General features: G+C 59.5%; 19 protein-coding genes. 4 read left to right on the forward strand and 15 right to left on the reverse strand.

Annotated features, from left to right (window positions below; all coding sequences use genetic code 11):
- Positions 1-36: 36 nt before the first annotated feature.
- From brnQ to sdhC, 10 genes are all read right to left on the reverse strand, one after another.
- The gene (brnQ, locus tag VCJ09_RS14730; protein WP_324730905.1) at positions 37-1,350 is read right to left on the reverse strand and encodes a branched-chain amino acid transport system II carrier protein; all 1,314 of its coding nucleotides are present in this window, start codon (positions 1,348-1,350) and stop codon (positions 37-39) included.
- A gap of 282 nt (positions 1,351-1,632) precedes the next feature.
- Positions 1,633-2,520 carry a succinate--CoA ligase subunit alpha gene (gene sucD / locus VCJ09_RS14735; RefSeq protein ID WP_324730906.1) on the reverse strand — a complete coding sequence of 296 codons (888 nt, stop codon included), beginning with the start codon at positions 2,518-2,520 and terminating at the stop codon, positions 1,633-1,635.
- The gene (sucC, locus tag VCJ09_RS14740) at positions 2,520-3,686 is read right to left on the reverse strand and encodes an ADP-forming succinate--CoA ligase subunit beta (protein ID WP_079202427.1); all 1,167 of its coding nucleotides are present in this window, start codon (positions 3,684-3,686) and stop codon (positions 2,520-2,522) included. The genes sucD and sucC overlap by 1 nt, the downstream gene beginning before the upstream one ends.
- A 207-nt stretch (positions 3,687-3,893) precedes the next feature.
- Positions 3,894-5,330, reverse strand: coding sequence for a dihydrolipoyl dehydrogenase (lpdA, locus tag VCJ09_RS14745; protein WP_324730907.1), 1,437 nt, complete (start codon positions 5,328-5,330; stop codon positions 3,894-3,896).
- Between the two features lie 63 nt (positions 5,331-5,393).
- Positions 5,394-6,611, reverse strand: coding sequence for a 2-oxoglutarate dehydrogenase complex dihydrolipoyllysine-residue succinyltransferase (gene odhB, locus VCJ09_RS14750; RefSeq protein ID WP_324730908.1), 1,218 nt, complete (start codon positions 6,609-6,611; stop codon positions 5,394-5,396).
- A gap of 70 nt (positions 6,612-6,681) precedes the next feature.
- Positions 6,682-9,513: a 2-oxoglutarate dehydrogenase E1 component gene (locus VCJ09_RS14755; protein WP_324730909.1), complete on the reverse strand. Its 2,832-nt coding sequence runs from the start codon at positions 9,511-9,513 to the stop codon at positions 6,682-6,684.
- Between the two features lie 248 nt (positions 9,514-9,761).
- Complete coding sequence (locus tag VCJ09_RS14760) at positions 9,762-10,466, reverse strand: succinate dehydrogenase iron-sulfur subunit (RefSeq protein ID WP_079202431.1); 705 nt, start codon at positions 10,464-10,466, stop codon at positions 9,762-9,764.
- An 11-nt stretch (positions 10,467-10,477) separates the two neighbouring features.
- Positions 10,478-12,247 (reverse strand): succinate dehydrogenase flavoprotein subunit, encoded by a 1,770-nt coding sequence (sdhA, locus tag VCJ09_RS14765; RefSeq protein WP_079202432.1) that lies wholly within the window; start codon positions 12,245-12,247, stop codon positions 10,478-10,480.
- 3 nt (positions 12,248-12,250) lie between these two features.
- Positions 12,251-12,619, reverse strand: coding sequence for a succinate dehydrogenase, hydrophobic membrane anchor protein (sdhD, locus tag VCJ09_RS14770; RefSeq protein WP_079202433.1), 369 nt, complete (start codon positions 12,617-12,619; stop codon positions 12,251-12,253).
- On the reverse strand, positions 12,613-12,999 hold the full coding sequence (sdhC, locus tag VCJ09_RS14775) for a succinate dehydrogenase, cytochrome b556 subunit (RefSeq protein ID WP_177345273.1): 387 nt from the start codon (positions 12,997-12,999) through the stop codon (positions 12,613-12,615). The genes sdhD and sdhC overlap by 7 nt, the downstream gene beginning before the upstream one ends.
- A gap of 347 nt (positions 13,000-13,346) precedes the next feature.
- Here sdhC and gltA point away from each other — a divergent pair, with 347 nt between their 5' ends.
- A complete protein-coding gene (gene gltA, locus VCJ09_RS14780) occupies positions 13,347-14,621 on the forward strand; it encodes a citrate synthase (RefSeq protein ID WP_079202434.1) in 1,275 nt (424 codons plus the stop codon).
- A 65-nt stretch (positions 14,622-14,686) separates the two neighbouring features.
- Here the strand turns inward: gltA and VCJ09_RS14785 are convergent, their stop codons facing one another.
- The 4 genes from VCJ09_RS14785 to VCJ09_RS14800 form a co-directional block, all read right to left on the reverse strand.
- Positions 14,687-15,277, reverse strand: coding sequence for an START domain-containing protein (locus tag VCJ09_RS14785; protein ID WP_324730910.1), 591 nt, complete (start codon positions 15,275-15,277; stop codon positions 14,687-14,689).
- 77 nt (positions 15,278-15,354) lie between these two features.
- The gene (locus tag VCJ09_RS14790; protein ID WP_324730911.1) at positions 15,355-15,615 is read right to left on the reverse strand and encodes a hypothetical protein; all 261 of its coding nucleotides are present in this window, start codon (positions 15,613-15,615) and stop codon (positions 15,355-15,357) included.
- Between the two features lie 25 nt (positions 15,616-15,640).
- The gene (locus tag VCJ09_RS14795) at positions 15,641-17,860 is read right to left on the reverse strand and encodes a putative bifunctional diguanylate cyclase/phosphodiesterase (protein WP_324730912.1); all 2,220 of its coding nucleotides are present in this window, start codon (positions 17,858-17,860) and stop codon (positions 15,641-15,643) included.
- Between the two features lie 273 nt (positions 17,861-18,133).
- On the reverse strand, positions 18,134-19,012 hold the full coding sequence (locus VCJ09_RS14800; RefSeq protein ID WP_324730913.1) for an NAD(P)-dependent oxidoreductase: 879 nt from the start codon (positions 19,010-19,012) through the stop codon (positions 18,134-18,136).
- Between the two features lie 132 nt (positions 19,013-19,144).
- Between VCJ09_RS14800 and VCJ09_RS14805 the strand changes: the two genes are divergently transcribed.
- The 3 genes from VCJ09_RS14805 to rhtA all read left to right on the forward strand — a co-directional run bounded on the left by VCJ09_RS14805 (position 19,145) and on the right by rhtA (position 21,107).
- Positions 19,145-19,687, forward strand: coding sequence for an exonuclease domain-containing protein (locus tag VCJ09_RS14805; protein ID WP_324730914.1), 543 nt, complete (start codon positions 19,145-19,147; stop codon positions 19,685-19,687).
- An 80-nt stretch (positions 19,688-19,767) separates the two neighbouring features.
- Complete coding sequence (ppnP, locus tag VCJ09_RS14810; protein WP_324730915.1) at positions 19,768-20,049, forward strand: pyrimidine/purine nucleoside phosphorylase; 282 nt, start codon at positions 19,768-19,770, stop codon at positions 20,047-20,049.
- A 185-nt stretch (positions 20,050-20,234) separates the two neighbouring features.
- On the forward strand, positions 20,235-21,107 hold the full coding sequence (gene rhtA, locus VCJ09_RS14815) for a threonine/homoserine exporter RhtA (protein WP_324730916.1): 873 nt from the start codon (positions 20,235-20,237) through the stop codon (positions 21,105-21,107).
- On the opposite strand, the gene VCJ09_RS14820 is transcribed toward rhtA, so the two are convergent.
- Positions 21,104-22,885: an ABC transporter transmembrane domain-containing protein gene (locus VCJ09_RS14820; RefSeq protein ID WP_324730917.1), complete on the reverse strand. Its 1,782-nt coding sequence runs from the start codon at positions 22,883-22,885 to the stop codon at positions 21,104-21,106. The genes rhtA and VCJ09_RS14820 overlap by 4 nt on opposite strands.
- Positions 22,886-22,980 lie beyond the last annotated feature (95 nt).

The following is a 22,980-nucleotide window of genomic DNA, read 5'->3' on the forward strand; positions in this document are numbered from 1 at the left end:
CGCCAGTGTCCCTCAGAGGAACACTGGCGTTGTGCTTTAAGCCAGCACGCTCCGCGGCTTACCCAGGCAGCGGTCCAGCACTGCGACCAGCAGGAGCGTGACCAGCACCGGCACCAGCCAGCCCAGGCTCTGACCGGCCAGCGGCAATTTACTGAACAGCGCTGGTACCAGCTGACTGAAGCCTGCGGCGCCTAGCCCGTCGACCACTCCGAAGATCAGCGTCACCGCCATGACGGGCACGAACACCCGGCGTGGAGATAGCCACAAGGAGTCGAGCAGGCTCAGGGCGATCAACACGATAGCCAGTGGATAGAGGCCGACCAGGACCGGGATGGAGAAGCTGATCAACTGAGTCAACCCCTGGTTGGCGACGAGCAGACTGAACAGCCCAAAACTCACTACCACCACGCGGTAGGACACCGGCAGCAGACCGCTGAAGAACTCGCCACAGGCGGTCAACAGGCCTACGGCAGTGGTCAGGCAGGCCAGAGTGATTACCACTGCCAGCAACAGGCTGCCGGCGGTGCCGAAGGTGTGTTGCACATAGATGGTGAGAATCTGTACGCCATTCTGCGCCTCACCGGCGATGCCCTGGCTGGTCGCGCCGAGATAGAACAGCGCCAGATACACCAGCGACAACCCCGCGGCGGCGATCAACCCGGCGATCACCGAGTAGCGGGTTATCAGCTTGCTTTCAGTGATGCCGCGATCGCGGATAGCGGTGGCGATCACGATGCCAAATACCAGCGCGCCCAGGGTATCCATGGTCAGGTAGCCCTGCAGAAAGCCCTGTACGAAGGGTGCAGCCTGGTAATCCGCAGCCGTCTGGCCGATCTCTCCAGCCGGCAGGATAAAGGCGGCAGCACCCAACACCAGCAGCGCGGCCAGCAGCACCGGGGCGATGTACTTGCCGATGCGCTCGACCAGCTGCCCCGGATTGAGCGAGAGAAACATCACCGCGGCGAAGTACGCCAGGCTATAGAGCAGCAGCGGCGTGCCATCATTTCCGGTGAAGGGCGCGATGCCCATCTCGAACGACACCACGGCGGTACGCGGGGTGGCGAACAAGGGGCCAATCGCCAGGTACACCGCAACGGCGAACAGCACTCCGGCGCGCTTACCTAGGGGCGCTGTCAGCAGCGCCATACCACCGCCAACTCGAGCCAGCGCCACTATGGTGAGCAACGGCAACCCCACTCCGGTGAGCAGAAAACCCAGCGCCGCCAGGCCGATATTGTCGCCGGCAGCCATGCCCGCGCTAGGTGGGAAGATGATGTTGCCGGCGCCGAGGAACAACGCAAACGTCATAAAACCAAGGGCCAGGATGTCCGAGCCTTTCAAACGATTCATAGAGGCAAATACCACAGGCAAAGAGTCATGAGTTCCGAGGGTTTCCCGAGGGATCGGGGGAAACGTCGCCCTGCCGGTTGGACTGAGCCGCTGCTGCGCCGCTTATCGCTTGTGACGACCGAGGCGCGAATAGTTGTCAGCCTAACGAATTTTCCTGTGCTGCGGCAGGGCCGGAGGTCGGGCTGTCCAACCGGCGTACATAGCTGTCGCATCGGCAACAATTCTGTTGCCCGCAAATAGAAAAGGCCGCCCGAAGGCGGCCTTTTCAGGGGTCAGCAACGCTTAGGCGTTTTTGACTTCCCAACCGGTCAGCTCGGACAACGCCTTGCCGATTTCTGCCAGCGAACGCACGGTTTTAACGCCTGCGTCTTCCAGGGCAGCAAACTTCTCGTCTGCAGTGCCTTTGCCGCCAGAGATGATTGCGCCAGCATGGCCCATGCGCTTGCCTGCAGGGGCAGTTACACCAGCGATGTAGGAAACAACCGGCTTGGTCACGTTTGCCTTGATGTAGGCAGCCGCTTCTTCTTCAGCCGAACCACCGATCTCGCCGATCATCACGATCGCTTCGGTCTTCGGGTCTTCCTGGAACAGCTTGAGGATGTCGATGAAGTTGGAGCCCGGAATCGGGTCACCACCGATGCCGACGCAAGTCGACTGACCGAAACCGGCGTCAGTAGTTTGCTTCACAGCTTCGTAGGTCAGGGTGCCGGAACGCGACACGATACCGACCTTGCCTGGCAAGTGAATGTGACCTGGCATGATGCCGATCTTACATTCGCCTGGAGTGATCACGCCTGGGCAGTTAGGACCGATCAGGACTACACCCAGCTCGTCGCACTTGACCTTGGCATCCAGCATATCCAGGGTCGGAATGCCTTCGGTGATGCAAACGATCAGCTTGATGCCGCCGAATGCTGCTTCCAGGATGGAGTCCTTGCAGAAAGGAGCTGGAACGTAGATCACGCTGGCGGTGGCGCCAGTGGCGGCTACAGCTTCTTTCACCGTGTTGAAAACAGGCAGATCCAGGTGAGTGGTGCCGCCTTTGCCTGGTGTTACGCCGCCAACCATCTGGGTGCCGTACTCGATGGCTTGCTGGGTGTGGAAACTACCTTGCGAACCGGTAATACCCTGGCAGATAACTTTGGTGTCTTTATTGATCAGGACGCTCATTACTTGCCCTCCGCAGCTTTGACAACTTGTTGAGCAGCGTCGGTCAGGCTGGTAGCCGCGATGATGTTCAACCCGCTCTCTGCCAGTACTTTAGCGCCCAGCTCAGCGTTGTTGCCTTCGAGGCGAACAACCACCGGGATTTTCACGCCGACTTCTTTCACTGCACCGATGATGCCTTCGGCAATCATGTCGCAACGAACGATGCCGCCGAAGATGTTGACCAATACTGCAGCGACGTTGGTGTCGGACAGGATGATCTTGAACGCTTCGGTAACGCGTTCTTTGGTAGCACCGCCGCCCACGTCGAGGAAGTTGGCTGGTTTGCCGCCATGCAGGTTGACGATGTCCATAGTACCCATGGCCAGGCCAGCACCGTTGACCATGCAACCGATGTTGCCTTCCAGCGCTACGTAGTTCAGTTCGAACTTGGCAGCGTGCGCTTCGCGCGGATCGTCTTGCGACGGATCGTGGAAAGTCTTCAGCTTAGGCTGACGGTACATGGCGTTGGCGTCGATGTTGATCTTGGCATCGAGGCAATGCAGATCGCCGTCAGCCTTGATCACCAGCGGGTTCACTTCCAGCAGAGCCAGGTCGTGATCCTTGAACAGCTTGGCCAGACCTACGAAGATCTTGGCGAACTGAGCAACTTGCTTGCCTTCCAGGCCCAGCTGGAATGCCAGCTCGCGGCCCTGGAACGGCTGTGCGCCGACCAGCGGATCGATAGTGGCCTTGAGAATTTTCTCAGGGGTGTCGTGAGCGATCTTCTCGATGTCCACGCCACCTTCGGTGGAAGCCATGAACACGATGCGACGGCTGGAGCGATCGACTACTGCGCCCAGATACAGCTCTTTGGCGATGTCGGTGCAGGACTCAACCAGAATCTGGTTGACCGGCTGACCAGCGGCGTCAGTCTGGTAGGTCACCAGACGCTTGCCCAGCCAGTTGGCGGCGAAGGCCTTGGCGTCTTCCCGACTCTTGACCAGCTTCACGCCGCCCGCTTTACCGCGGCCCCCGGCATGTACCTGAGCCTTGACGACCCACTCGGTACCGCCAATTTTGTCGCAGGCTTCTGCGGCTTCTTCCGGAGTGCTTACGGCGAAACCCTTGGATACGGGCAGGCCGTATTCAGCGAACAGCTGCTTACCCTGATACTCATGGAGATTCATGCTTGTCTACCGTCTTCGTTAGGTATTGCGCATTCGGTGCTGCACTTGTGATGCCGCACCACCTGTGACTGCTTTCACGAGCAGTCCGGCGGCATTGCGCGCTTGAGCCAGGCTCTGCGCGGGCAACCCGCCTTGGTTCTTCTTGCAGCGTCGCCAGCACCGGTGGGCTGCAAACAGCATCCGGCGTGGCGACCTACAAACGACTACTTAGCGCTTCTTGCGATTGACGACGTGGATGGCATGGCCATTCACGGCCAGCGCCGCTTCGTGCAGCGCTTCGGACAGCGTCGGGTGGGAGAACACCATCATTCCCAGATCCTCGGCACTGGTGCCGAACTCCATACCGATTGCGCCCTGCTGGACCAACTCGGCAGCGCTCGGGCCGATCACGTGTACACCCAGTACGCGGTCGGTCGCGGCATCGGCAATCACCTTGACCATGCCGCCGGTATCATTGGCAGCCATGGCGCGGCCACTGGCAGCGAACGGGAAGGTACCAACGTTGACGGCAACGCCCTCGCCTTTCAGTTGCTGCTCGGTCTTGCCAACCCATGCAATTTCCGGATGGGTATAGATGACCGACGGGATCAGGTCGTAGTTCATCTGGGCTTTGTGCCCGGCGATGCGCTCGGCAACCATCACACCCTCTTCCGAGGCCTTGTGCGCCAGCATGGCGCCGCGCACCACGTCACCGACGGCGTAAACGCCCGGCACGCTGGTGGCGCACTGGTCGTCAACATAGATGAAGCCACGCTCGTCCAGCTCGACACCGCTATCGGTGGCCAGCAGATCGGTGGTCACCGGACGACGGCCGACCGCAACGATCAGCTTGTCGAACGTCATCTGCTGCTCGCCTTCGGCGTCGGTGAAGCTGACGGTGACCTGCTTCTTCTTCACTTCGGAAGCAGTCAGACGCGCGCCCAAGCGAATCTTCAAACCTTGCTTGGTCAAAGTCTTCAGGGCTTCCTTGGCGATCTGATCATCGGCAGCCGGAAGGAACTTGTCCTGAGCTTCGATCACGGTGACATCGGCACCCAGACGGGCCCATACCGAACCCAGCTCCAAACCAATCACGCCAGCGCCGATTACGCCCAGAGTCTTGGGCACGCTCTGGAATTCCAGGGCGCCAGTAGAGTCGACGATGGTGTCGTGGTTGACCGGAGCCGGCGGAATGTCGATCGGCTTGGAGCCGGAAGCGATAATCACGTTCTCGGCCTGGACTACTTGAGTAGTGCCGTCCAACGCCGTGACTTCCACTTGCTTGCCGGCCAGCAACTTGCCGTGACCTTCGAGCAGGGTCACACCGTTGGCCTTGAACAGCGTACTGACACCACCGGTGAGGTTCTTCACGATGTTGCTCTTGCGGGCAACCATCGCCGGCACGTCGATGCTGACGCCCTTGGCCTCGATACCGTGAATAGCAAAGCCTACTTTGGCTTCGTGATATTTCCAGGAGCTGTCCAGCAGCGCCTTGGACGGAATGCAACCGACGTTCAGGCAGGTACCACCGAGCGCGATCTTGCCCTCATTGTCCTGGTACTTTTCGATGCAGGCGGTCTTTAGACCGAGTTGAGCAGCCTTGATAGCAGCTACATAGCCGCCAGGGCCGGCACCGATGACTACCACGTCAAATTTCTGGGTCATACATGATTCCTTCTCGAATAAACCGGACGGCCCCTTGTGGGGGCCACCTTGGGAGAGACTGGCTTAGATATCCAGCAGCAGGCGAGCCGGGTCTTCCAGCAAGTTTTTGATGGTCACCAGGAAGGTCACGGCTTCCTTGCCATCAATCAGGCGGTGGTCGTAGGACAACGCCAGGTACATCATCGGACGGATAACCACCTGACCGTTGATGGCCATCGGCCGCTGAAGGATGTTGTGCATCCCCAGGATGGCTGCTTGCGGCGGGTTGACGATCGGCGTCGACATCATCGAACCGAAGGTACCACCGTTGGTGATGGTGAACGTACCACCGGTCATGTCGTCGATCGACAGTTTGCCGTCTTTGGCCTTTTTACCGAAGGTCGCGATGCCGCCTTCGATTTCAGCCAGGCTCATCAGCTCGGCATTACGCAGTACTGGTACCACCAGGCCACGGTCGCTCGATACGGCAACACCGATGTCGGAGTAGCCGTGGTAGACGATGTCCGAGCCGTCGATCGAGGCGTTAACCGCGGGGAAACGCTTCAGCGCTTCGGTGGTGGCCTTGACGAAGAACGACATGAAGCCCAGACGCACGCCGTTGTGGGACTTCTCGAACAGATCCTTGTACTTCGAACGCAGCGCCATGACTTCGGTCATGTCGACTTCGTTGAAGGTCGTCAGCATGGCCATGGAAGACTGAGCTTCAACCAGACGCTCGGCAACCTTGGCACGCAGACGGCTCATCGGTACGCGCTTCTCGACCCGGTCACCGACGGCGAGTACAGGTGCAGCGGCTGGTGTGGCAGGTTTGGCGGCAGGCGTAGCAGCCGGGGCATTCTTCTTAGCTTCAACCGCAGCGACCACGTCTTCCTTGGTCACCCGACCGCCCTTACCAGTGCCGGCAATGCTGTTCGGGTCGATGCCATTCTCTTCGGCCAACTTGCGCGCGGCCGGCGAGAGGATTTGCTCATCACCCGCAACACCCGGAGCAGCAGCGGCAGGCGCGGCAGCCTGAGCGGCGGCAGCCGGTACAGGAGCAGCAGCGCCTTCGCTCAAGGTCCCCAGCAGTTCGTTGCTGAGGACGGTGTCGCCTTCGTTCTTGACGATTTCGGCGAGGACGCCATCGGCCTCGGCCAGCACTTCGATCACTACTTTATCGGTTTCGATGTCGACGATCAGTTCGTCGCGCTTGACCGCATCGCCCGGCTTCTTGTGCCAAGTGGCCACGGTGCCGTCGGCAACCGATTCCGGGAAAGTAGGGGCTTTGATCTCGATAGCCATTATGTGTGGTTCCTTAAATTCGATTTCTTCTACGAGGCGGCCTCATCAGGCCGCCTCTTGCGCAAAGGCGTTAAACGGTGAAGGCGTCTTGCAGCAGTTTTTCCTGCTGTTCCGCGTGCATCGAAGCGTAACCGCAGGCCGGGGCAGCTGAGCCTTCGCGGCCGGCGTACTCGAGGAACAGAGTCTTCTTGTACGCAGTGGCAACGCGGCGCATGTGATGCTGGCTGCAATACCAGGCACCCTGGTTCATCGGCTCTTCCTGACACCAGACGATGTGTTTGAGGTGCTTGTACGCAGCGAGAGCTTCGGCCAGATCTTCTTCCGGGAACGGATAGAGCTGCTCGATACGCACGATGGCGATATCTTCGCGAGCCTCGGCACGACGCTTCTCCAGCAGGTCGTAGTAAACCTTACCGCTGCACAGGATCACCCGATCGACCTTCTTCGGATCGATTGCATCGATCTCCGGAATCACGGTCTGGAACGAGCCTTCGGCCAGGTCTTCCAGGGTCGAGATGGCCAATTTGTGGCGCAGCAACGACTTCGGAGTCAGGGCGATAAGTGGCTTGCGCAGTGGGCGGATCATCTGGCGACGCAACATGTGGTAGACCTGCGCCGGAGTAGTCGGCACGCACACCTGGATGTTGTGCTCGGCGCTCAGCTGCAGGAACCGCTCGAGACGCGCGGAGGAGTGCTCCGGGCCCTGCCCTTCATAGCCATGCGGCAACAGCATGGTCAGACCGCACAGACGACCCCACTTGTGCTCGCCGCTGGTGATGAACTGATCGATTACCACTTGGGCACCGTTGGCAAAATCGCCGAACTGGGCTTCCCAGATTACCAATGCATCCGGCTTGGTGGTGGCGTAACCGTATTCGAACGCCAGCGCTGCTTCTTCCGACAGCAGCGAGTCGTACAGGTCGAAACGCGGCTGGCCGCTGTACAGGTGCTTGAGCGGTACGTGCGAACCTGGTTCCTTCTGGTTATGCAGCACCGCGTGGCGGTGCGAGAAGGTGCCACGGCCAATGTCCTGGCCGGTCATGCGGATCGGGTGACCTTCGAACAACAGGGTGGCGTAGGCCATTGTTTCGGCGTAGCCCCAGTTGATCGACAGCGCACCGGCACCCATCTTCTGACGATCTTCAAGAATTTTCGCGACCTGGCGTTGGACAACAAACCCTTCCGGGATTTCCAGCAGCTTGGCGGACAGATCCTGCAAGGTCTTGAGGTCGAAGCGAGTATCGTGACGCGCGGTCCAGGTATGGCCCAGGTACGGGCGCCAGTCGACGAACAACTCCTTGTTCGGCTCCTTGACCAGACTCTTGACCACATGCTGACCATTGTCCAACGCGGTGCGGTAGTCGTCGATCTTGCTTTGCACATCATCGGCAGAGTGACGCACAGCCGTGGTCAGCGCATCGGCATACAGCTCACGGGTGGTGCGCTGCTTGCTAATCTGCTGGTACATCATCGGCTGGGTACCGCTCGGCTCATCGGCCTCGTTGTGACCGCGACGGCGGTAACAAACCAGGTCGATCACCACATCGCGCTTGTACTGCATGCGGTAGTCGACGGCCAGCTGGGTGACGAACAGCACCGCTTCCGGATCATCGCCATTCACGTGCAGGATCGGCGCTTGGATCATCTTCGCCACATCGGTGCAGTACTCGGTGGAACGCGAATCTTCCGGGTTACTGATGGTGAAGCCGACCTGGTTGTTGATCACGATGTGGATGGTGCCACCCGTCTTGAAACCACGGGTCTGCGACATCTGGAAGGTTTCCATCACCACACCCTGACCGGCGAACGCCGCGTCACCGTGTAGTGAAACCGGGAGAACCTTGTCGCCGTTGCTATCGTTGCGACGATCTTGACGAGCGCGCACCGAACCCTCGACCACTGGCGAAACGATTTCCAGGTGAGAGGGGTTGAACGCCATAGCCAGGTGAACTTCGCCGCCGGCGGTCATAACGTTGGAGGAGAAACCCTGGTGATACTTGACGTCGCCGGAACCGAGGGAGGCCTGCTTCTTGCCCTCGAACTCGTCGAACAGTTCACGCGGGTTCTTGCCAAACGTATTGACCAGCACGTTGAGGCGACCACGGTGAGCCATGCCAATGACGATTTCCTTGGCACCATAGGAACCGGCACGCTGGATCATTTCATCGAGCAGCGGAATCAGGCTCTCGGCGCCTTCCAGACCGAAACGTTTGGTACCCGGGTATTTGGTGCCCAGGTATTTTTCCAGACCCTCGGCAGCAGTCAGTCGCTCCAGCAGATGACTCTGCACTTCAGGCGAAACACTCGGACGCCCGCGCACGCTTTCCAGGCGCTGGGCAAACCAGTTGCGCTGCTCGGAATCGACGATGTGGGTGAACTCGGCACCGATGGTGCGGCAATATGTCTGCTGCAAGGCCTCGTGAATTTCACGCAGAGTAGCCTCTTCCTTGCCGATGAACAGACCACCGGTGCGGAAGGTGGTGTCCAGGTCGGAATTGGTCAGACCATAGTGATTGATCGAAAGATCAGCCGGTGCATGCCGTTGCCACAGACCAAGCGGATCGAGCTGGGCAGCCTGATGGCCACGCATGCGAAATGCCTGAATCATGCGCAGGACTTCAACCTGCTTCTTTTCGTGCTCACTGCTCACGCTACCGGCGGACACCGGCTGGGCGCGACGCTGGTTTTTCGCCAGCAACACGAAGTGATCGCGAACCGTAGAATGCGATACATCAGTAGCAGCGTTGCCATCTGCCGGCAACTTCTGAAAGTAGGTGCGCCACTCTTCGGGCACAGCGTTGGGATCGTGCAGGTAAAGCTCATAGAGCTCTTCCACATAGGCAGCGTTACCACCGGATAGGTGGGCACTGTTCCACATGCGCTGCATCACGCTTTCTTGCATGCTTGGTCACCCTCGGTAAGGGGACACCACCGGCGAAGAAACCGTTCAGGCTTCCGAAGTCTTGAAGCAGCGACTTCGGTAAAGCCACCACGGATCCCGCAGATAGTCCGGGCACCAGCCCGGATGCCCCTGCTGGTCGTCATATTTTTCAAAGTTAGAGCCACGGCTTTATGAGCTGTGGCTCTGGCTAAACTGCGACGTTGGCTTCAAACCAGGCGCCGCAGGGTGTCACAGGTAGAACATTTGAATCAGATACCGCTCTGCAACAACATGTTGCGTATGTGACCGATCGCCTTGGTTGGATTGAGACCCTTGGGGCAAACGTTCACGCAGTTCATGATGCCGCGGCAACGGAACACGCTGAACGGGTCATCCAATGCAGCCAGACGCTCTTCGGTCTTGGTGTCGCGGCTATCGGCCAGGAAACGATATGCCTGCAGCAACGCAGCGGGACCGAGGAACTTGTCCGGATTCCACCAGAACGACGGGCAACTGGTCGAACAGCAAGCACACAGAATGCACTCGTAGAGGCCATCCAGTTTCTCGCGTTCTTCCGGCGTTTGCAGGCGTTCGATAGCCGGAGCCGGCGTATCGTTCTGCAGATACGGCTGCACCTTCTCGTATTGCTTGTAGAAGATGCTCATATCGACGACCAGGTCACGAATGACTGGCAATCCAGGCAAAGGACGGATCACCAGCTTGCCACCCTTTACCACCGCCGATAGCGGGGTGATACAGGCCAGGCCGTTCTTGCCATTGATATTCATACCATCGGAGCCACACACGCCTTCACGGCAGGAGCGACGGTAGGAGAAGCCCTCATCCTGTTCTTTGATCAGCGCCAGCACGTCAAGAACCATGATGTCCTTGCCGCCAGTATCGATCTTGAAATCTTGCATGAACGGCGCAGCATCCTGCTCCGGGTTGTAACGATAAACACTGACTTGCAACATATCAGCCACCCTTAATAAGTCCGAATCATGGGTTCAAACGTCGGAACTGTCTTAGGCGAGAAGTTGACGGCACGTTTGGTCACGCGCTTTTCACCTGGGAAGTACAGGGAATGGCACAGCCAGTTCTCGTCATCCCGATCTTCGAAGTCTTCACGGGCGTGGGCACCACGGGATTCTTTGCGAACCTCCGCAGCCACCGCAGTCGCCTCGGCCACTTCGAGCAGGTTTTGCAGTTCCAATGCCTCGATACGCGCAGTGTTGAACGCCTGGCTCTTGTCCGCGATCTTGACGCTGGCGATCCGCTCACGCAGGCCGACCAGTTGCTCGATACCTTTCTGCATGTACTCGCCGGTACGGAATACCCCGAAATAGTTCTGCATGCAGGTTTGCAGCTCTTTACGTAGCGGCGCTACGTCTTCGCCGGTGGTGCGCTCGTTGACGCCCGACAGTCGCTTGAGCGACAGCTCAAGGTCAGTCTCGGTGGCCCCACGGTAATCGACACCTTCTTTCAGCACACGCTCCAGGTGTATACCTGCGGCGCGACCGAACACCACCAGGTCAAGCAGCGAGTTGCCGCCCAGACGGTTGGCGCCGTGCACCGACACGCAGGCCACCTCGCCTACGGCAAACAACCCTTCGATGATCTTGTCGTTGCCGTTGGCATCCTGGGTGATGGCCTGACCATGGATGTTGGTCGGTACGCCGCCCATCATGTAGTGGCAGGTCGGCACGACTGGAATAGGCGCAACCACCGGATCGACATGAGCAAAAGTCTTGGACAGCTCACAGATACCTGGCAGACGACTGTGCAGCACTTCTTCGCCGAGGTGATCGAGCTTGAGCATCACGTGATCGCCATCCGGACCACAGCCGTTGCCGGCGATGATTTCCTTGACCATGGAGCGCGCAACCACGTCGCGGCCAGCCAGGTCTTTGGCGTTCGGGGCATAGCGTTCCATGAAACGCTCGCCATGCTTGTTGATCAGATAGCCACCTTCACCACGGCAACCTTCGGTCACCAGGGTACCGGCACCGGCAATGCCGGTCGGGTGGAACTGCCACATTTCGATATCTTGCACTGGCACGCCTGCACGCAGGGCCATGCCGATGCCGTCACCGGTATTGATCAGGGCATTGGTGGTAGAGGCATAAATGCGCCCTGCACCACCGGTGGCCAGCACTGTGGCCTTGGAGCGGATATACACGGTCTCGCCAGTTTCGATGCAAATGGCGATCACACCGACAATCACGCCATCCTGGTTCTTCACCAGATCGACCGCGTACCACTCGTTGAGGAACGAGGTGCCGCTTTTCAGGTTGGCTTGATACAGGGTGTGCAGCAACGCATGACCGGTACGGTCGGCGGCGGCGCAGGTACGCGCGGCCTGGCCACCCTTACCGAAGTCCTTGGACTGACCACCGAACGGACGCTGATAGATGCGGCCCTGCTCGGTACGCGAGAACGGCAGACCCATATGCTCCAGTTCGAACACGGCTTCCGGACCGACGGAACACATGTACTCGATAGCGTCCTGGTCACCGATATAGTCGGACCCTTTGACGGTGTCATACATGTGCCAGCGCCAATCATCGTTTGGATCAGCCGAAGCGATGGCGCAAGTAATACCACCCTGAGCGGAAACAGTGTGCGAACGGGTCGGGAACACCTTAGTGACTACAGCGGTCTTGTGGCCGCCTTGAGCCAGTTGCAGCGCAGCGCGCATACCCGCGCCGCCGCCACCAATAATGATGGCGTCATAAGAAAGAGTACGAATAGTCATGAATCAGTTACCCCAAAAAATCTGCACGCCCCAGACGAAGAACGTGAACATGGCAATGCCACACGCCGCCTGGAACAGGAAACGCACACCAGTCGCCCACTTACCCAGTGCCATCGGCGTCAGGTAGTCGGTGGAAATCGTCCACATACCAACCCAGGCGTGCGCGCTGAGCGCTACCAGAGTCAGCAGACTGAAAATGCGCATTGCGTTATTGGAGAACAGAGCATGCCACTCGGCATAACCCATGCCTGGGCTCGCTACTATATAGCCGAGCAGGAACAGCACATAAGCCGCGAGAACGACTGCAGACACACGCTGCGCCATCCAGTCATACAGACCTGAGCGCGAGAAATTCGTGACGTTGGTTACCATATCCACACTCCCACCAATACGATCATGATCGTCGAAACGACGAGAACGATTTTCGAGCCCAGCTTGCCGCCTTCCAGCGTCTCACCGATGCCCATGTCCATGATCAAGTGGCGTACTCCGGCCACCAAGTGGTAAAGCAGAGCGGACAGCAATCCCCAGATCACGAACTTGGCCAGCGGGCTGGTCAGACATTCTTTCACCTCGGCGAAGCCTTCCTCTGATGCCAGCGACTTGTCGAGCCCATAAAGCAGCACGGCAATGCCGACGAAGAGAATGACACCGGATATACGGTGAAGAATGGACGTGTAAGCGGTGACTGGGAGTTTAATAGTCCTAAGGTCGAGGTTTACAGGTCGTTGGCTATTCACGGCTTTTATCACACTGAGGGCCCTAACAATCAGGGCAAAGTTGTCGGGAAGTGCACTGGTCAGGTACCCATCACCCAAGGAGTGACAACCACCAGAATGAGGGCCCAAAGCCCTTGGTGGTCGGGCGCAGAGTATAGACAGTTAGGTCGCTAATGACAACGCAAAGGCCTATGCCTAATAGCGCATTGCGCACCCAATCCAAATGGCGTAGATAGCGCGATTTCCCGCAATAAATAGCCCGCAAACCCTTCTGCTGCCTGGGTTTTCCCAAATTGACTTTCGTATTTATCTCACTATAGTGATGCGGGCCCTGCGTGGGGGGCCGTCAGATGATTTCAAGCATAATTAGGAGGCCACACATGGCTGACAAAAAAGCGCAGTTGATCATCGAGGGCGCAGCCCCCGTCGAGCTGCCCATTTTAACCGGCACCGTTGGTCCCGATGTAATTGACGTGCGGGGCTTAACCGCCACGGGCCGTTTCACCTTTGATCCTGGTTTCATGTCCACCGCCTCTTGCGAGTCGAAGATCACCTATATAGATGGTGATCAGGGCATCCTGCTGCACCGCGGATACCCCATCGAGCAGCTGGCCGAGCAATCCGACTACCTGGAAACCTGCTATCTGCTGCTCAACGGCGAATTGCCTAATGCAGAAGAAAAAGCCAAGTTCGTCAGCACCGTCAAGAACCACACCATGGTTCATGAGCAACTGAAGATCTTCTTCAACGGCTTCCGCCGCGATGCTCATCCGATGGCCATCATGTGCGGTGTGGTTGGCGCTCTTTCCGCCTTCTATCACGACTCCCTGGACATCAAGAACCCGCATCACCGCGAAGTCTCGGCCATGCGCCTGATCGCCAAGATGCCAACCATCGCCGCAATGACCTACAAGTACGCCATGGGTCAACCGATGATGTACCCGCGTAACGACCTGAACTACGCGGAAAACTTCCTGCACATGATGTTCAACACCCCGTGCGAGATCAAACCGATCAGCCCGGTACTGGCCAAGGCGATGGACAAGATCTTCATCCTCCACGCCGACCATGAACAGAATGCCTCGACATCGACCGTTCGCCTGGCTGGTTCCTCGGGCGCCAACCCGTTCGCCTGCATCGCCGCCGGTATCGCCGCACTCTGGGGCCCGGCTCACGGCGGCGCCAACGAAGCAGTACTGGCGATGCTGGATGAGATCGGCGACGTGTCGAATATTGACGTCTTTATCGCCAAGGCGAAGGACAAGGACGACCCGTTCAAGCTGATGGGCTTTGGTCACCGCGTCTATAAAAACCGTGACCCGCGCGCTACCGTAATGAAGCAGACTTGCGATGAAGTCCTGAAAGAGCTGGGCATCACCGATGATCCGCAGCTGGAACTGGCCATGCGCCTGGAAGAGATCGCTCTGACCGATCCGTACTTCATCGAACGTTCGCTGTACCCGAACGTCGACTTCTATTCGGGCATCATCCTCAAAGCGATCGGTATTCCGACCAGCATGTTCACCGTGATCTTCGCCCTGGCGCGGACCGTCGGCTGGATCTCGCACTGGAAAGAAATGCTCTCCAGCCCGTACAAGATTGGCCGCCCACGCCAGCTATATACCGGCTATACGCAGCGTGACATAAAGAAATAAACGTCGGGCTTCATCGATGCACTAAAAAGGCTGCCACTGGCAGCCTTTTTTACATCCCGACTTATTCAAGGGTGAATGAGTCGCCGCCGCAGCGCTTCGAGCGTGTTGTAGGGCGCATCCACCACAAAACTACCGGCCAGCCAGGACGGTACACGGCCTCCCGGCTCGCTATGCATCTGGTAAATCACCTCGACCTCACCCGTCGTTTTCGGGATAAACGCCCAATAGCCTTCGGCCTTGCTCACCCGAACCAAGCCCTTCTGCTCCGGGAGGTAATCGGCAACGCCGCTGAGAATACGGGTGACACTGCCATCGGCACCTTGCCGGGTGGTCACCCGCAACACTGCATCGCGCGGCCTCACCGGCCACGGCATATTGAAACGACTATAGATCCAGCTTTGCGCGCCCTCATGCTTGAGCAGTTTTTGCTCTCGACACGCATAGATCCAGGCGCAGGAACCGCTGACATCCTCCTGCAACGCCAACAAGGTCGGCATACCCGCCTTGAGCCTGACGACGCCGCGGTACGCCTGGTACGTTGAACCCGGCACCTTGCTCAGGAACACCTGGATACCCGCCTGATCCTTGACCAGACGCCAGCTCTCGGCCTGCAAGGGACAGCCCACCACCAGCAGCGTACTTACGCATAAAAGCATGCCCGTCAACGACCTCACATTGCCAACCTCCCGCCTAGACCGCTCCCTCAGCTCGCCAGAGAGGTCTGCTGCTCCAGCTAGCCTAGCAGCTGGATTGCCTGTTGATTGCTCGAACCACAGACATCCAGCGCTGCTACAACCGCCGGATTGCCACGCTGAGTGGCCAGGTGCCGGTTGAGCGCCTCGACACCCTCACTCAGGCTGCCTTGTTGATCACCTAACAGAGGGTCGAGTCCGGCATCCTGCAATCGCTCATAGAGCAACGCCGTCAGCAGCAGAATCAATAACGCCCAGGGCAGAAACAGCAGCAGGCGCGTCTTAGCGGCTTGGCCTGGCACAAGGTGCACCATCCTTGCCGCAGCATCAGGCCACGCGCGCTGACCAGGTTCCGAGCCAAACCAGCAAGTCCGCACAGGACATCGGCATGGCAAATAAACAGCCCTGCGCCTCCAGACAGTCGTGCTGCAAAATCCAGTCAGCCTGCTGCTGGGTTTCCACACCTTCGGCAATGACCTGCATGCCAACGCGCGCCGCAATCTTGATCACCGCTTCGGCAATCACGTGCTGATCGGCAACCTCGCCGATCTCCTCGACAAAACTGCGGTCGATCTTCAAGCGGTCGGCCGGCAGCAGACGCAAGTAGCTCAACGAGGAAAAGCCGGTGCCAAAGTCGTCGATGGCCACGGTGACGCCCATCTGCCGCAATGCCATCAATTGCTTACAGACCGTCTCGAAAGAGCGCATGGCCACCGACTCGGTGATTTCCACCTCGACCTGTTGCGGCTGCACACCTTCCACCTGTAAATGATGGATAAAGCGCTCAATAAAATCGTGCTGTAACAGTTGCGGTGCAGAGACGTTGACGGCCACGCGAATCTGCGGATAGCCCGCATCATCCAACTGCCGGGCAGCCTGAAGCGCCAAGCGCAGGAGCAAATCACCCAGCGGTATGATGTAGCCCGTCGCCTCGGCCAGGGGAATGAAGGTTAGCGGCGGCACCATCTTGCCATCGGCCTGACGCCAACGAGCCAGCGCCTCGACCCCGGTGACGGCACGGCTACGCAGATCAATCTGTGGCTGCAACTCTATACTGATGCGCCCGGCATCGACCGCATCGCGCAGTGACAACAGCATCCGATAGGACTCGGCATGGGCACTCTGCAAGCTGGGGTCATAAACTGCATGCTGGTTGTGGCCAAGCTGCTTGGCTTGTTTGAGCGTCAGACGGGCATCCTGCAACGCCACGCTGGCGCTGCCGGTGAAATCAGCCAGACGCAGGGTGACGCTGCTCAGGCTATGCACCTGACCAAGCTCATAGGGCCGGTTGTGACCACGAAATAACGCAACAATTTCCGCCGCACGCACCTGCGACTCAGGCCCGAGGATAGCGAACAAGTCGTCCCTGACCCGAGCAATCAAGACATCGCTGGAGAAGGCATCGCGCAGCTTTTTCGCCACCAGGCCGAGGATGAAGTCGCCATAACCGGTACCAAAAGCAGTATTGGCACCGGAAAAATTATCGATATCGATCAGCACCATGACCCACTCGGCTTTCGCCTCGCTCTGCAGCGTCATCTCAAGCAGACGGATCAATGCGTTGCGGTTGGGGATTTTCAGCAAATCGTCCTGGTACGCCATTTCCTCCAGACGACTGAACAAGGCAACGTTGTACAGGCTGCGACTGATGCTGGCGCTGAACACCTTGAGCAGCTCCAACTCGGTATCATCGAGCGTCCGCTCGGTGGCGATATAACAGGCGTAATCGGCCCCGGCCTGCAAGCGCGAGAAAAACAGCACTGTGCAGTTATCCAGGCGCAAGGTCTGCTGCTCATGCAGGCTGCGGCGCAAGGCAGCCGCCACTTTAGGATCACCCAGACTGTCGAGATCGCCATCGATGCCACCGAAGAAGCGGCCGCTGGCGCTGACGACGCGCACCGCCGGCATGGAGCCCGGCTTTCCCTCATTTGCCCGCTCGCAGACTATGCCTTCGACCTGCAGATCGAGGAGCAAGGCGATTTCCGAGAGAATCTTGGCCGACAGTTCGCGGGTGTTCCTCGAGCAGAACAGCGAATTGCTCGACTCCACGATCATCTGCAAGCCGCGCCGCGCTCGAGCCACCGTGCGCAACTGGGAGTAGCCGCGAACACCTGCAGTCAACACCGTGAGCAAGCGTTCGGCGGTCAGTTCGCGCTTGCTCCAGTAATCGTTGATATCGTAATCACGCATAACCTCCCGCACCGGCGCCATCCCCGGCTCGCCAGTCAGCAAGACCACGCGCGTCTCGGCATTGCCGATCACCCCGCGCAGGGCCTTGACTAGGCGCAGGCCGGCATCATCGGCCTCCATCATCACATCGAGCAGAATCAGCGCGATATCTTGCTCTTTAGTCAACAACATCGAGGCTTCGCGATAACTGAAGGCTTGCTGCAATTCGATACGCCTGCCGAGAACTTCCAGTCCACTGAGGGCAAATGCAGTGGCGCGCTGAAAGTCGACATCACCGTCAATTGCCAGTACCCGCCAGACAGATTGTTCCGTGGTAATGGCAACTTCATCATCGAAAAACATCAACTGATCATCCATGAAGGGTGCCCGCCTTGTTCATCTAATCGATGGGAGGAACACAACCGTTCCAAGCTGGCTGCAGCAGGAGTATAGACAGCAGAAAGCCAACCGCAGCCGCTTATTCGGCAAGCGAGTTGCGACCAATTAAGACCGTTATTTGCACACGACAACTGCAGTCGAGCGAGTTCAGCGCCAGCGGTCCCAGCGCTGGTAAAAACCTCAAGCGCCGTCGTGAGGCCGCCTCCAGGCGTCAAGCAAGAGCCTGGAGGCGCCGCGCAGCAAGCGAGAGCTTCAGGGCTTGTTCGGCACCTTTAGGCGGGCAATCAGGCTGGACGTATCCCAGCGCGCGCCGCCCATGGCCTGGACATCGGCATAGAACTGGTCGACCAGCGCCGTAACCGGCAGCTGCGCGCCATTGCTACGCGCTTCATCGAGCAGGATCGACAGATCCTTGCGCATCCAGTCGACGGCAAAACCGAAATCGAATTCGCCGGCCAACATGGCCTGGTGACGGTTTTCCAATTGCCAGGATTGCGCGGCGCCCTTGCTGATGACCTCCATCGCCCCCTGTGCGTCGAGGCCTGCACACTGAGCGAAATGCAGCGCTTCGGACAAGCCCTGAACCAGGCCGGCGATGCAGATCTGGTTGACCATCTTGGTCAGTTGCCCGCTGCCGGCCGCGCCCATCAAGCGCACCATGCGCGCATAGGCCTGAATCACCGGTTCGGCACGCGCATAGACATCCGCTTCGCCGCCAACCATCACCGTCAGCGCAGCATTCTGCGCACCGGCCTGACCGCCAGACACCGGCGCATCGAGGAAGCCCAGTTGCAGCTCGCCGGCCATGACCGCTAATTCACGGGCGACATCGGCCGAGGCAGTGGTGTGATCGACCAACACAGCACCCGGCGTCATGCCGGCAAACGCGCCGTCCTCGCCCAACACCACGCCGCGCAGGTCATTGTCATTACCCACGCAGACCATCACCAGCTCGGCACCCTGGGTCGCTTCACGCGGGGTAGGCGCACTGCTGCCGGCAAACTCGGCCAACCACTGCGCAGCCTTGGCCGGCGTACGGTTATACACACACACTTGATGTCCGCTGCGTGCCAGGTGTCCCGCCATCGGATAACCCATTACGCCCAGCCCGATAAAGGCTACCTTCGCCATACACACCTCCGAATTCAGGGATACTCAGCCTAACATGCGGCCTAGCCAGTCAGAAAAAGCTTCAGCCTCACTAGCAAGTGACCTGTACGGCTAGTCGACTAATGAAGCTAACCAGCAAACACCGGAGGACATATGGATCATTGGTTGGTAATCGACCTGGAAGCCACCACCGAAGAAGGGGGCTGGCCGCTGGAAGAAATGGAGATCATCGAGATAGGGGCCAGCCTGGTCAGCGCCGCAGGTCATGAGCTGGATCACTTCCAGCGTTTCGTGCGTCCAGCACGGCGGCCTCACTTGACCAGCTTCTGCCGCGAACTCACCCATATCAGCCAGGCCGATGTCGATGCCGCGGCGCCGCTGACCAGCGTCTGGCCGCAGTTCGAGCACTGGCTGCTGAGTCATCAGCCGCACCTGGTCGGTTGGGCCAGTTGGGGCGAGTACGACCGCCGCCAATTTGAGCAAGACTGGCAACAATGCCAGTTGGTCAGCTGCCTGAGCCAGATTCCCCACCTCAACCTCAAGCGGCGCTTTGCCGAAGCCCGCCAATTACCCCGCTCGCTCGGTCTCACTAGCGCCCTGCAACTGGCAGGCCTGCAATTCAGCGGCGAGCAACACCGGGCGTTGACCGATGCACGCAACACCGCCCGACTGCTGCCCTTGGTACTGCCGCTATAAGGCCCCGCAAAGCAGATGACGCACCGCCGCAGCTTGGGCATACTTGCCGGCCTTTTTCAGCCCATTGCGAGGAATTGCACATGTTCAAGGTCAATGAATATTTCGGCGGCACGGTCAAATCCATCGCCTTCGGTATGGCTGAAGGCCCCGCCAGCATTGGCGTGATGGCCCCCGGCGAATACGAGTTCGGCACCGACAAACTGGAAGTCATGCATGTGGTCGCCGGTGCCCTGACCGTTAAATTGCCAGGCAGCGACAGCTGGGAGACCTTCACCAGCGGCAGCAACTTCACTGTGCCGGCCAACAGCAAGTTCCAGCTCAAGGTTGCCGTCGATACCGCCTACCTGTGCGAATACCGCTAAGGTATTAGTTGCAAGGAGACCGGCCAGTTCAGATTGAGCTGGCCGGTTTTTTTATTGGCGATATATATCTGTAGGAGCCAGCTTGCTGTCGACGATGCTGTTCACACACTGTATCGCCAGGCCGCTGACCCATAGCGCCCGCAGCTACCAAACACATCAATTCCCTGATCATTTGGAACAACTGAATGCCGCGCTCATCGCACTTCGCCCTGGTGATTCTGCCGATCATGCTGTTGCTGATCGCCATGACCTCGATCCAGAGCGGCGCCTCTCTGGCCAAGGGCATGTTCCCGCTGGTCGGCGCAACAGGCACCACCGCCTTGCGTCTGGGCTTGGCCGCCTTGATCCTGTGCGTATTGATGCGCCCCTGGCAGGCGCGCCTGACCCTGCGCTCGTGCCGCTCACTGGTGGCCTACGGTCTGGCTCTGGGCAGCATGAACCTGCTGTTCTATCTGTCGTTGCAGACCATCCCGCTGGGCATCGCCGTAGCCCTGGAGTTCACTGGGCCACTGGGCCTGGCTTTACTGTCTTCGCGGCGGCTGCTGGATTTCGTCTGGATCGCCCTGGCGGTCTTCGGCCTCTGGCTGCTGCTGCCCAGCGCGCAAGCCGACGTGCAGCTCGACCCGCTGGGCATGGCCCTGGCATTGGGCGCAGGCCTGTGCTGGGCGCTGTACATCATCTTCGGCCAGAAAGCCGGGGCCGAGCACGGCCGGCAAACCGTCGCCCTGGGCACCATAGTCGCCGCCTTGCTGGTCTTCCCGATTGGTGTGTGGCAAGCGGGCAGCAGCATGTTCTCGCTCGACCTGCTGCCCATCGCTCTGGGAGTCGCGGTACTGTCATCGGCGCTGCCATACAGCCTGGAAATGATCGCCCTGACCCGCTTGCCGGCGCGCACCTTCAGCATCCTGATGAGCATGGAGCCCGCCATTGCCGCCCTCTCCGGCCTGCTGTTCCTCAGCGAACGGCTAAGCCTGAGCCAATGGCTGGCGATCGGCGCGATTATCCTCGCTTCGGCCGGCGCGGCAGCGACCTTCAGGCCGAAAGGCAAACCGCTCTAAAGCGCTGGCTCGGCCTCTTCACTGCTGAACTGCAACTCGGCCAGGCGCGCATACAGCGGGTTGCTGACGACCAGCTCGGCGTGTTTGCCAATCGCTATCAGTTTGCCCTGCTCGATCACCGCGATGCGGTCGGCGCTTTTCACCGTCGCCAGGCGGTGGGCGATCACCAGGGTGGTGCGCCCTTGCATCAAACGCGGCAGCGCCTGCTGGATCAGATGTTCGCTCTCGGCATCCAGCGCGCTGGTGGCTTCATCGAGCAGCAGAATCGGTGCATCCACCAGCAGCGCGCGGGCGATGGCCAGGCGCTGGCGCTGGCCGCCGGACAACCCCAGGCCGGCATCGCCCAGATGAGTCTGGTAGCCCTCGGGCAGCTGCATGATGAACTCATGGGCATGGGCGACCTTGGCTGCGGCTTCGACCTCGGCATGGCTGGCGTCGGTTCTGCCGTAGCGAATGTTGTCCGCCACCGAACCGAAGAACAGCGCCGGGTTCTGCGACACCAGGGCGAAGCAGCGGCGCAGCTCATGGGGATCGAGGCGCTCGATCGACTGGCCATCGATCAGGATGCGTCCCTGCTGCGGGTCGAAGAAGCGCAGCAGCAGATCGAACAGCGTGGATTTGCCGGCGCCCGACGGCCCGACCAGAGCCAGGGTTTCACCCGGCGCGACGTTGAGGTCGATGCCATCCACCGCAAAACTGCCTGGGCGTGACGGATAGGCGAAGCGCAGCCCCTGCAACTCGATACGCCCTTGCACCGGCTGCGCCAGCACCAGGCCATCGGCAGTCGGCGGGGTGATTTCATTGCGCGCCTGCAGCAGTTCGGCGATGCGTTCGGCCGCACCGGCGGCGCGTTGCAACTCGCCGATCACCTCGCTGAGGGTGCCGAACGAGCCACCAACGATCAGGCTGTAGAAGACGAAAGCCGCCAGCTCACCTCCGGAAATTCGCCCGGCGATCACGTCCATGCCGCCGACCCAGAGCATCACCCCCACCGCGCCGAGTACCAGCACAATGACCACGGTGATCAGCCAGGCGCGCTGTTTGATGCGCTTGCGTGCGGTATCGAAAGCCGCCTCCGCCGACAGGCCGAAACGTCGCTTGTCTTCACTCTGGTGGTTGTAGGCCTGCACCGTCTTGATCTGCCCGAGCACCTCGCCGACATAGCTGCCGACATCGGCCACCCGGTCCTGGCTCAGGCGCGACAGCGCGCGCACTCGCCGGCCGAAAATAAGAATGGGCGCCACCACCAGCGGCAGCGCCAGCAGCACGATGCCACTGAGCTTGGGGTTGGTCACCACCAAGAGCACGCTGCCGCCGATCAGCATGATCACATTGCGCAGCGCCATCGACAGCGAGGAGCCAATCACCGACTGCAACAGCGTGGTGTCGGCGGTCAGGCGCGACTGGATCTCCGAACTGCGGTTGCTCTCATAGAAGCCCGGATGCAGATCGATCAGATGGTTGAATACCCGCTCGCGGATATCGGCGACGAAGCGCTCGCCGATCCACGACACCAGATAGAACCGGGTATAGGTGCCGATAGCCAAGGCCAGCACCAGCACGAAAAACAGCCCGATCGACTGCTGCAGTGCCTGCGGCGACTGAGTCGCCAGGCCTTGATCAACCAGCAGCTTGATACCCTGGCCCATGGACAGGGTGATGGCGGCGGTAAACATCAGCGCCAGCAAGGCCCCGACCACGCGCCAACGATAGGGTGCGACGAAACGCCAGGCCATGCGCAGGGCATTGCGCTGGCGGGAAGACAGGATCGAAACCATGGTTACTCGCTGCTGGGCGGGTCAGCCCTGAGGTTATAGAAGGCGCCGCATAGGCCGCGCGCAAGAACGTGTCCCAGCTAGATGGGGGCTAATCA

The sequence above is a fragment of the Pseudomonas paeninsulae genome, from assembly GCF_035621475.1.
In the GTDB taxonomy this organism is placed as follows: Bacteria; Pseudomonadota; Gammaproteobacteria; order Pseudomonadales; family Pseudomonadaceae; genus Aquipseudomonas; species Aquipseudomonas paeninsulae.

What these genes read in the sequence shown, in the direction of transcription:
- brnQ (WP_324730905.1), bottom strand. Translation starts at nt 1,350, where the DNA reads ATGAATCGTTTGAAAGGCTCGGACATCCTGGCCCTTGGTTTTATGACG.
- sucD (WP_324730906.1), bottom strand. Translation starts at nt 2,520, where the DNA reads ATGAGCGTCCTGATCAATAAAGACACCAAAGTTATCTGCCAGGGTATT.
- sucC (WP_079202427.1), bottom strand. Translation starts at nt 3,686, where the DNA reads ATGAATCTCCATGAGTATCAGGGTAAGCAGCTGTTCGCTGAATACGGC.
- lpdA (WP_324730907.1), bottom strand. Translation starts at nt 5,330, where the DNA reads ATGACCCAGAAATTTGACGTGGTAGTCATCGGTGCCGGCCCTGGCGGC.
- odhB (WP_324730908.1), bottom strand. Translation starts at nt 6,611, where the DNA reads ATGGCTATCGAGATCAAAGCCCCTACTTTCCCGGAATCGGTTGCCGAC.
- VCJ09_RS14755 (WP_324730909.1), bottom strand. Translation starts at nt 9,513, where the DNA reads ATGCAAGAAAGCGTGATGCAGCGCATGTGGAACAGTGCCCACCTATCC.
- VCJ09_RS14760 (WP_079202431.1), bottom strand. Translation starts at nt 10,466, where the DNA reads ATGTTGCAAGTCAGTGTTTATCGTTACAACCCGGAGCAGGATGCTGCG.
- sdhA (WP_079202432.1), bottom strand. Translation starts at nt 12,247, where the DNA reads ATGACTATTCGTACTCTTTCTTATGACGCCATCATTATTGGTGGCGGC.
- sdhD (WP_079202433.1), bottom strand. Translation starts at nt 12,619, where the DNA reads ATGGTAACCAACGTCACGAATTTCTCGCGCTCAGGTCTGTATGACTGG.
- gltA (WP_079202434.1), top strand. Translation starts at nt 13,347, where the DNA reads ATGGCTGACAAAAAAGCGCAGTTGATCATCGAGGGCGCAGCCCCCGTC.
- VCJ09_RS14785 (WP_324730910.1), bottom strand. Translation starts at nt 15,277, where the DNA reads ATGCTTTTATGCGTAAGTACGCTGCTGGTGGTGGGCTGTCCCTTGCAG.
- VCJ09_RS14795 (WP_324730912.1), bottom strand. Translation starts at nt 17,860, where the DNA reads ATGGATGATCAGTTGATGTTTTTCGATGATGAAGTTGCCATTACCACG.
- VCJ09_RS14800 (WP_324730913.1), bottom strand. Translation starts at nt 19,012, where the DNA reads ATGGCGAAGGTAGCCTTTATCGGGCTGGGCGTAATGGGTTATCCGATG.
- VCJ09_RS14805 (WP_324730914.1), top strand. Translation starts at nt 19,145, where the DNA reads ATGGATCATTGGTTGGTAATCGACCTGGAAGCCACCACCGAAGAAGGG.
- ppnP (WP_324730915.1), top strand. Translation starts at nt 19,768, where the DNA reads ATGTTCAAGGTCAATGAATATTTCGGCGGCACGGTCAAATCCATCGCC.
- rhtA (WP_324730916.1), top strand. Translation starts at nt 20,235, where the DNA reads ATGCCGCGCTCATCGCACTTCGCCCTGGTGATTCTGCCGATCATGCTG.
- VCJ09_RS14820 (WP_324730917.1), bottom strand. Translation starts at nt 22,885, where the DNA reads ATGGTTTCGATCCTGTCTTCCCGCCAGCGCAATGCCCTGCGCATGGCC.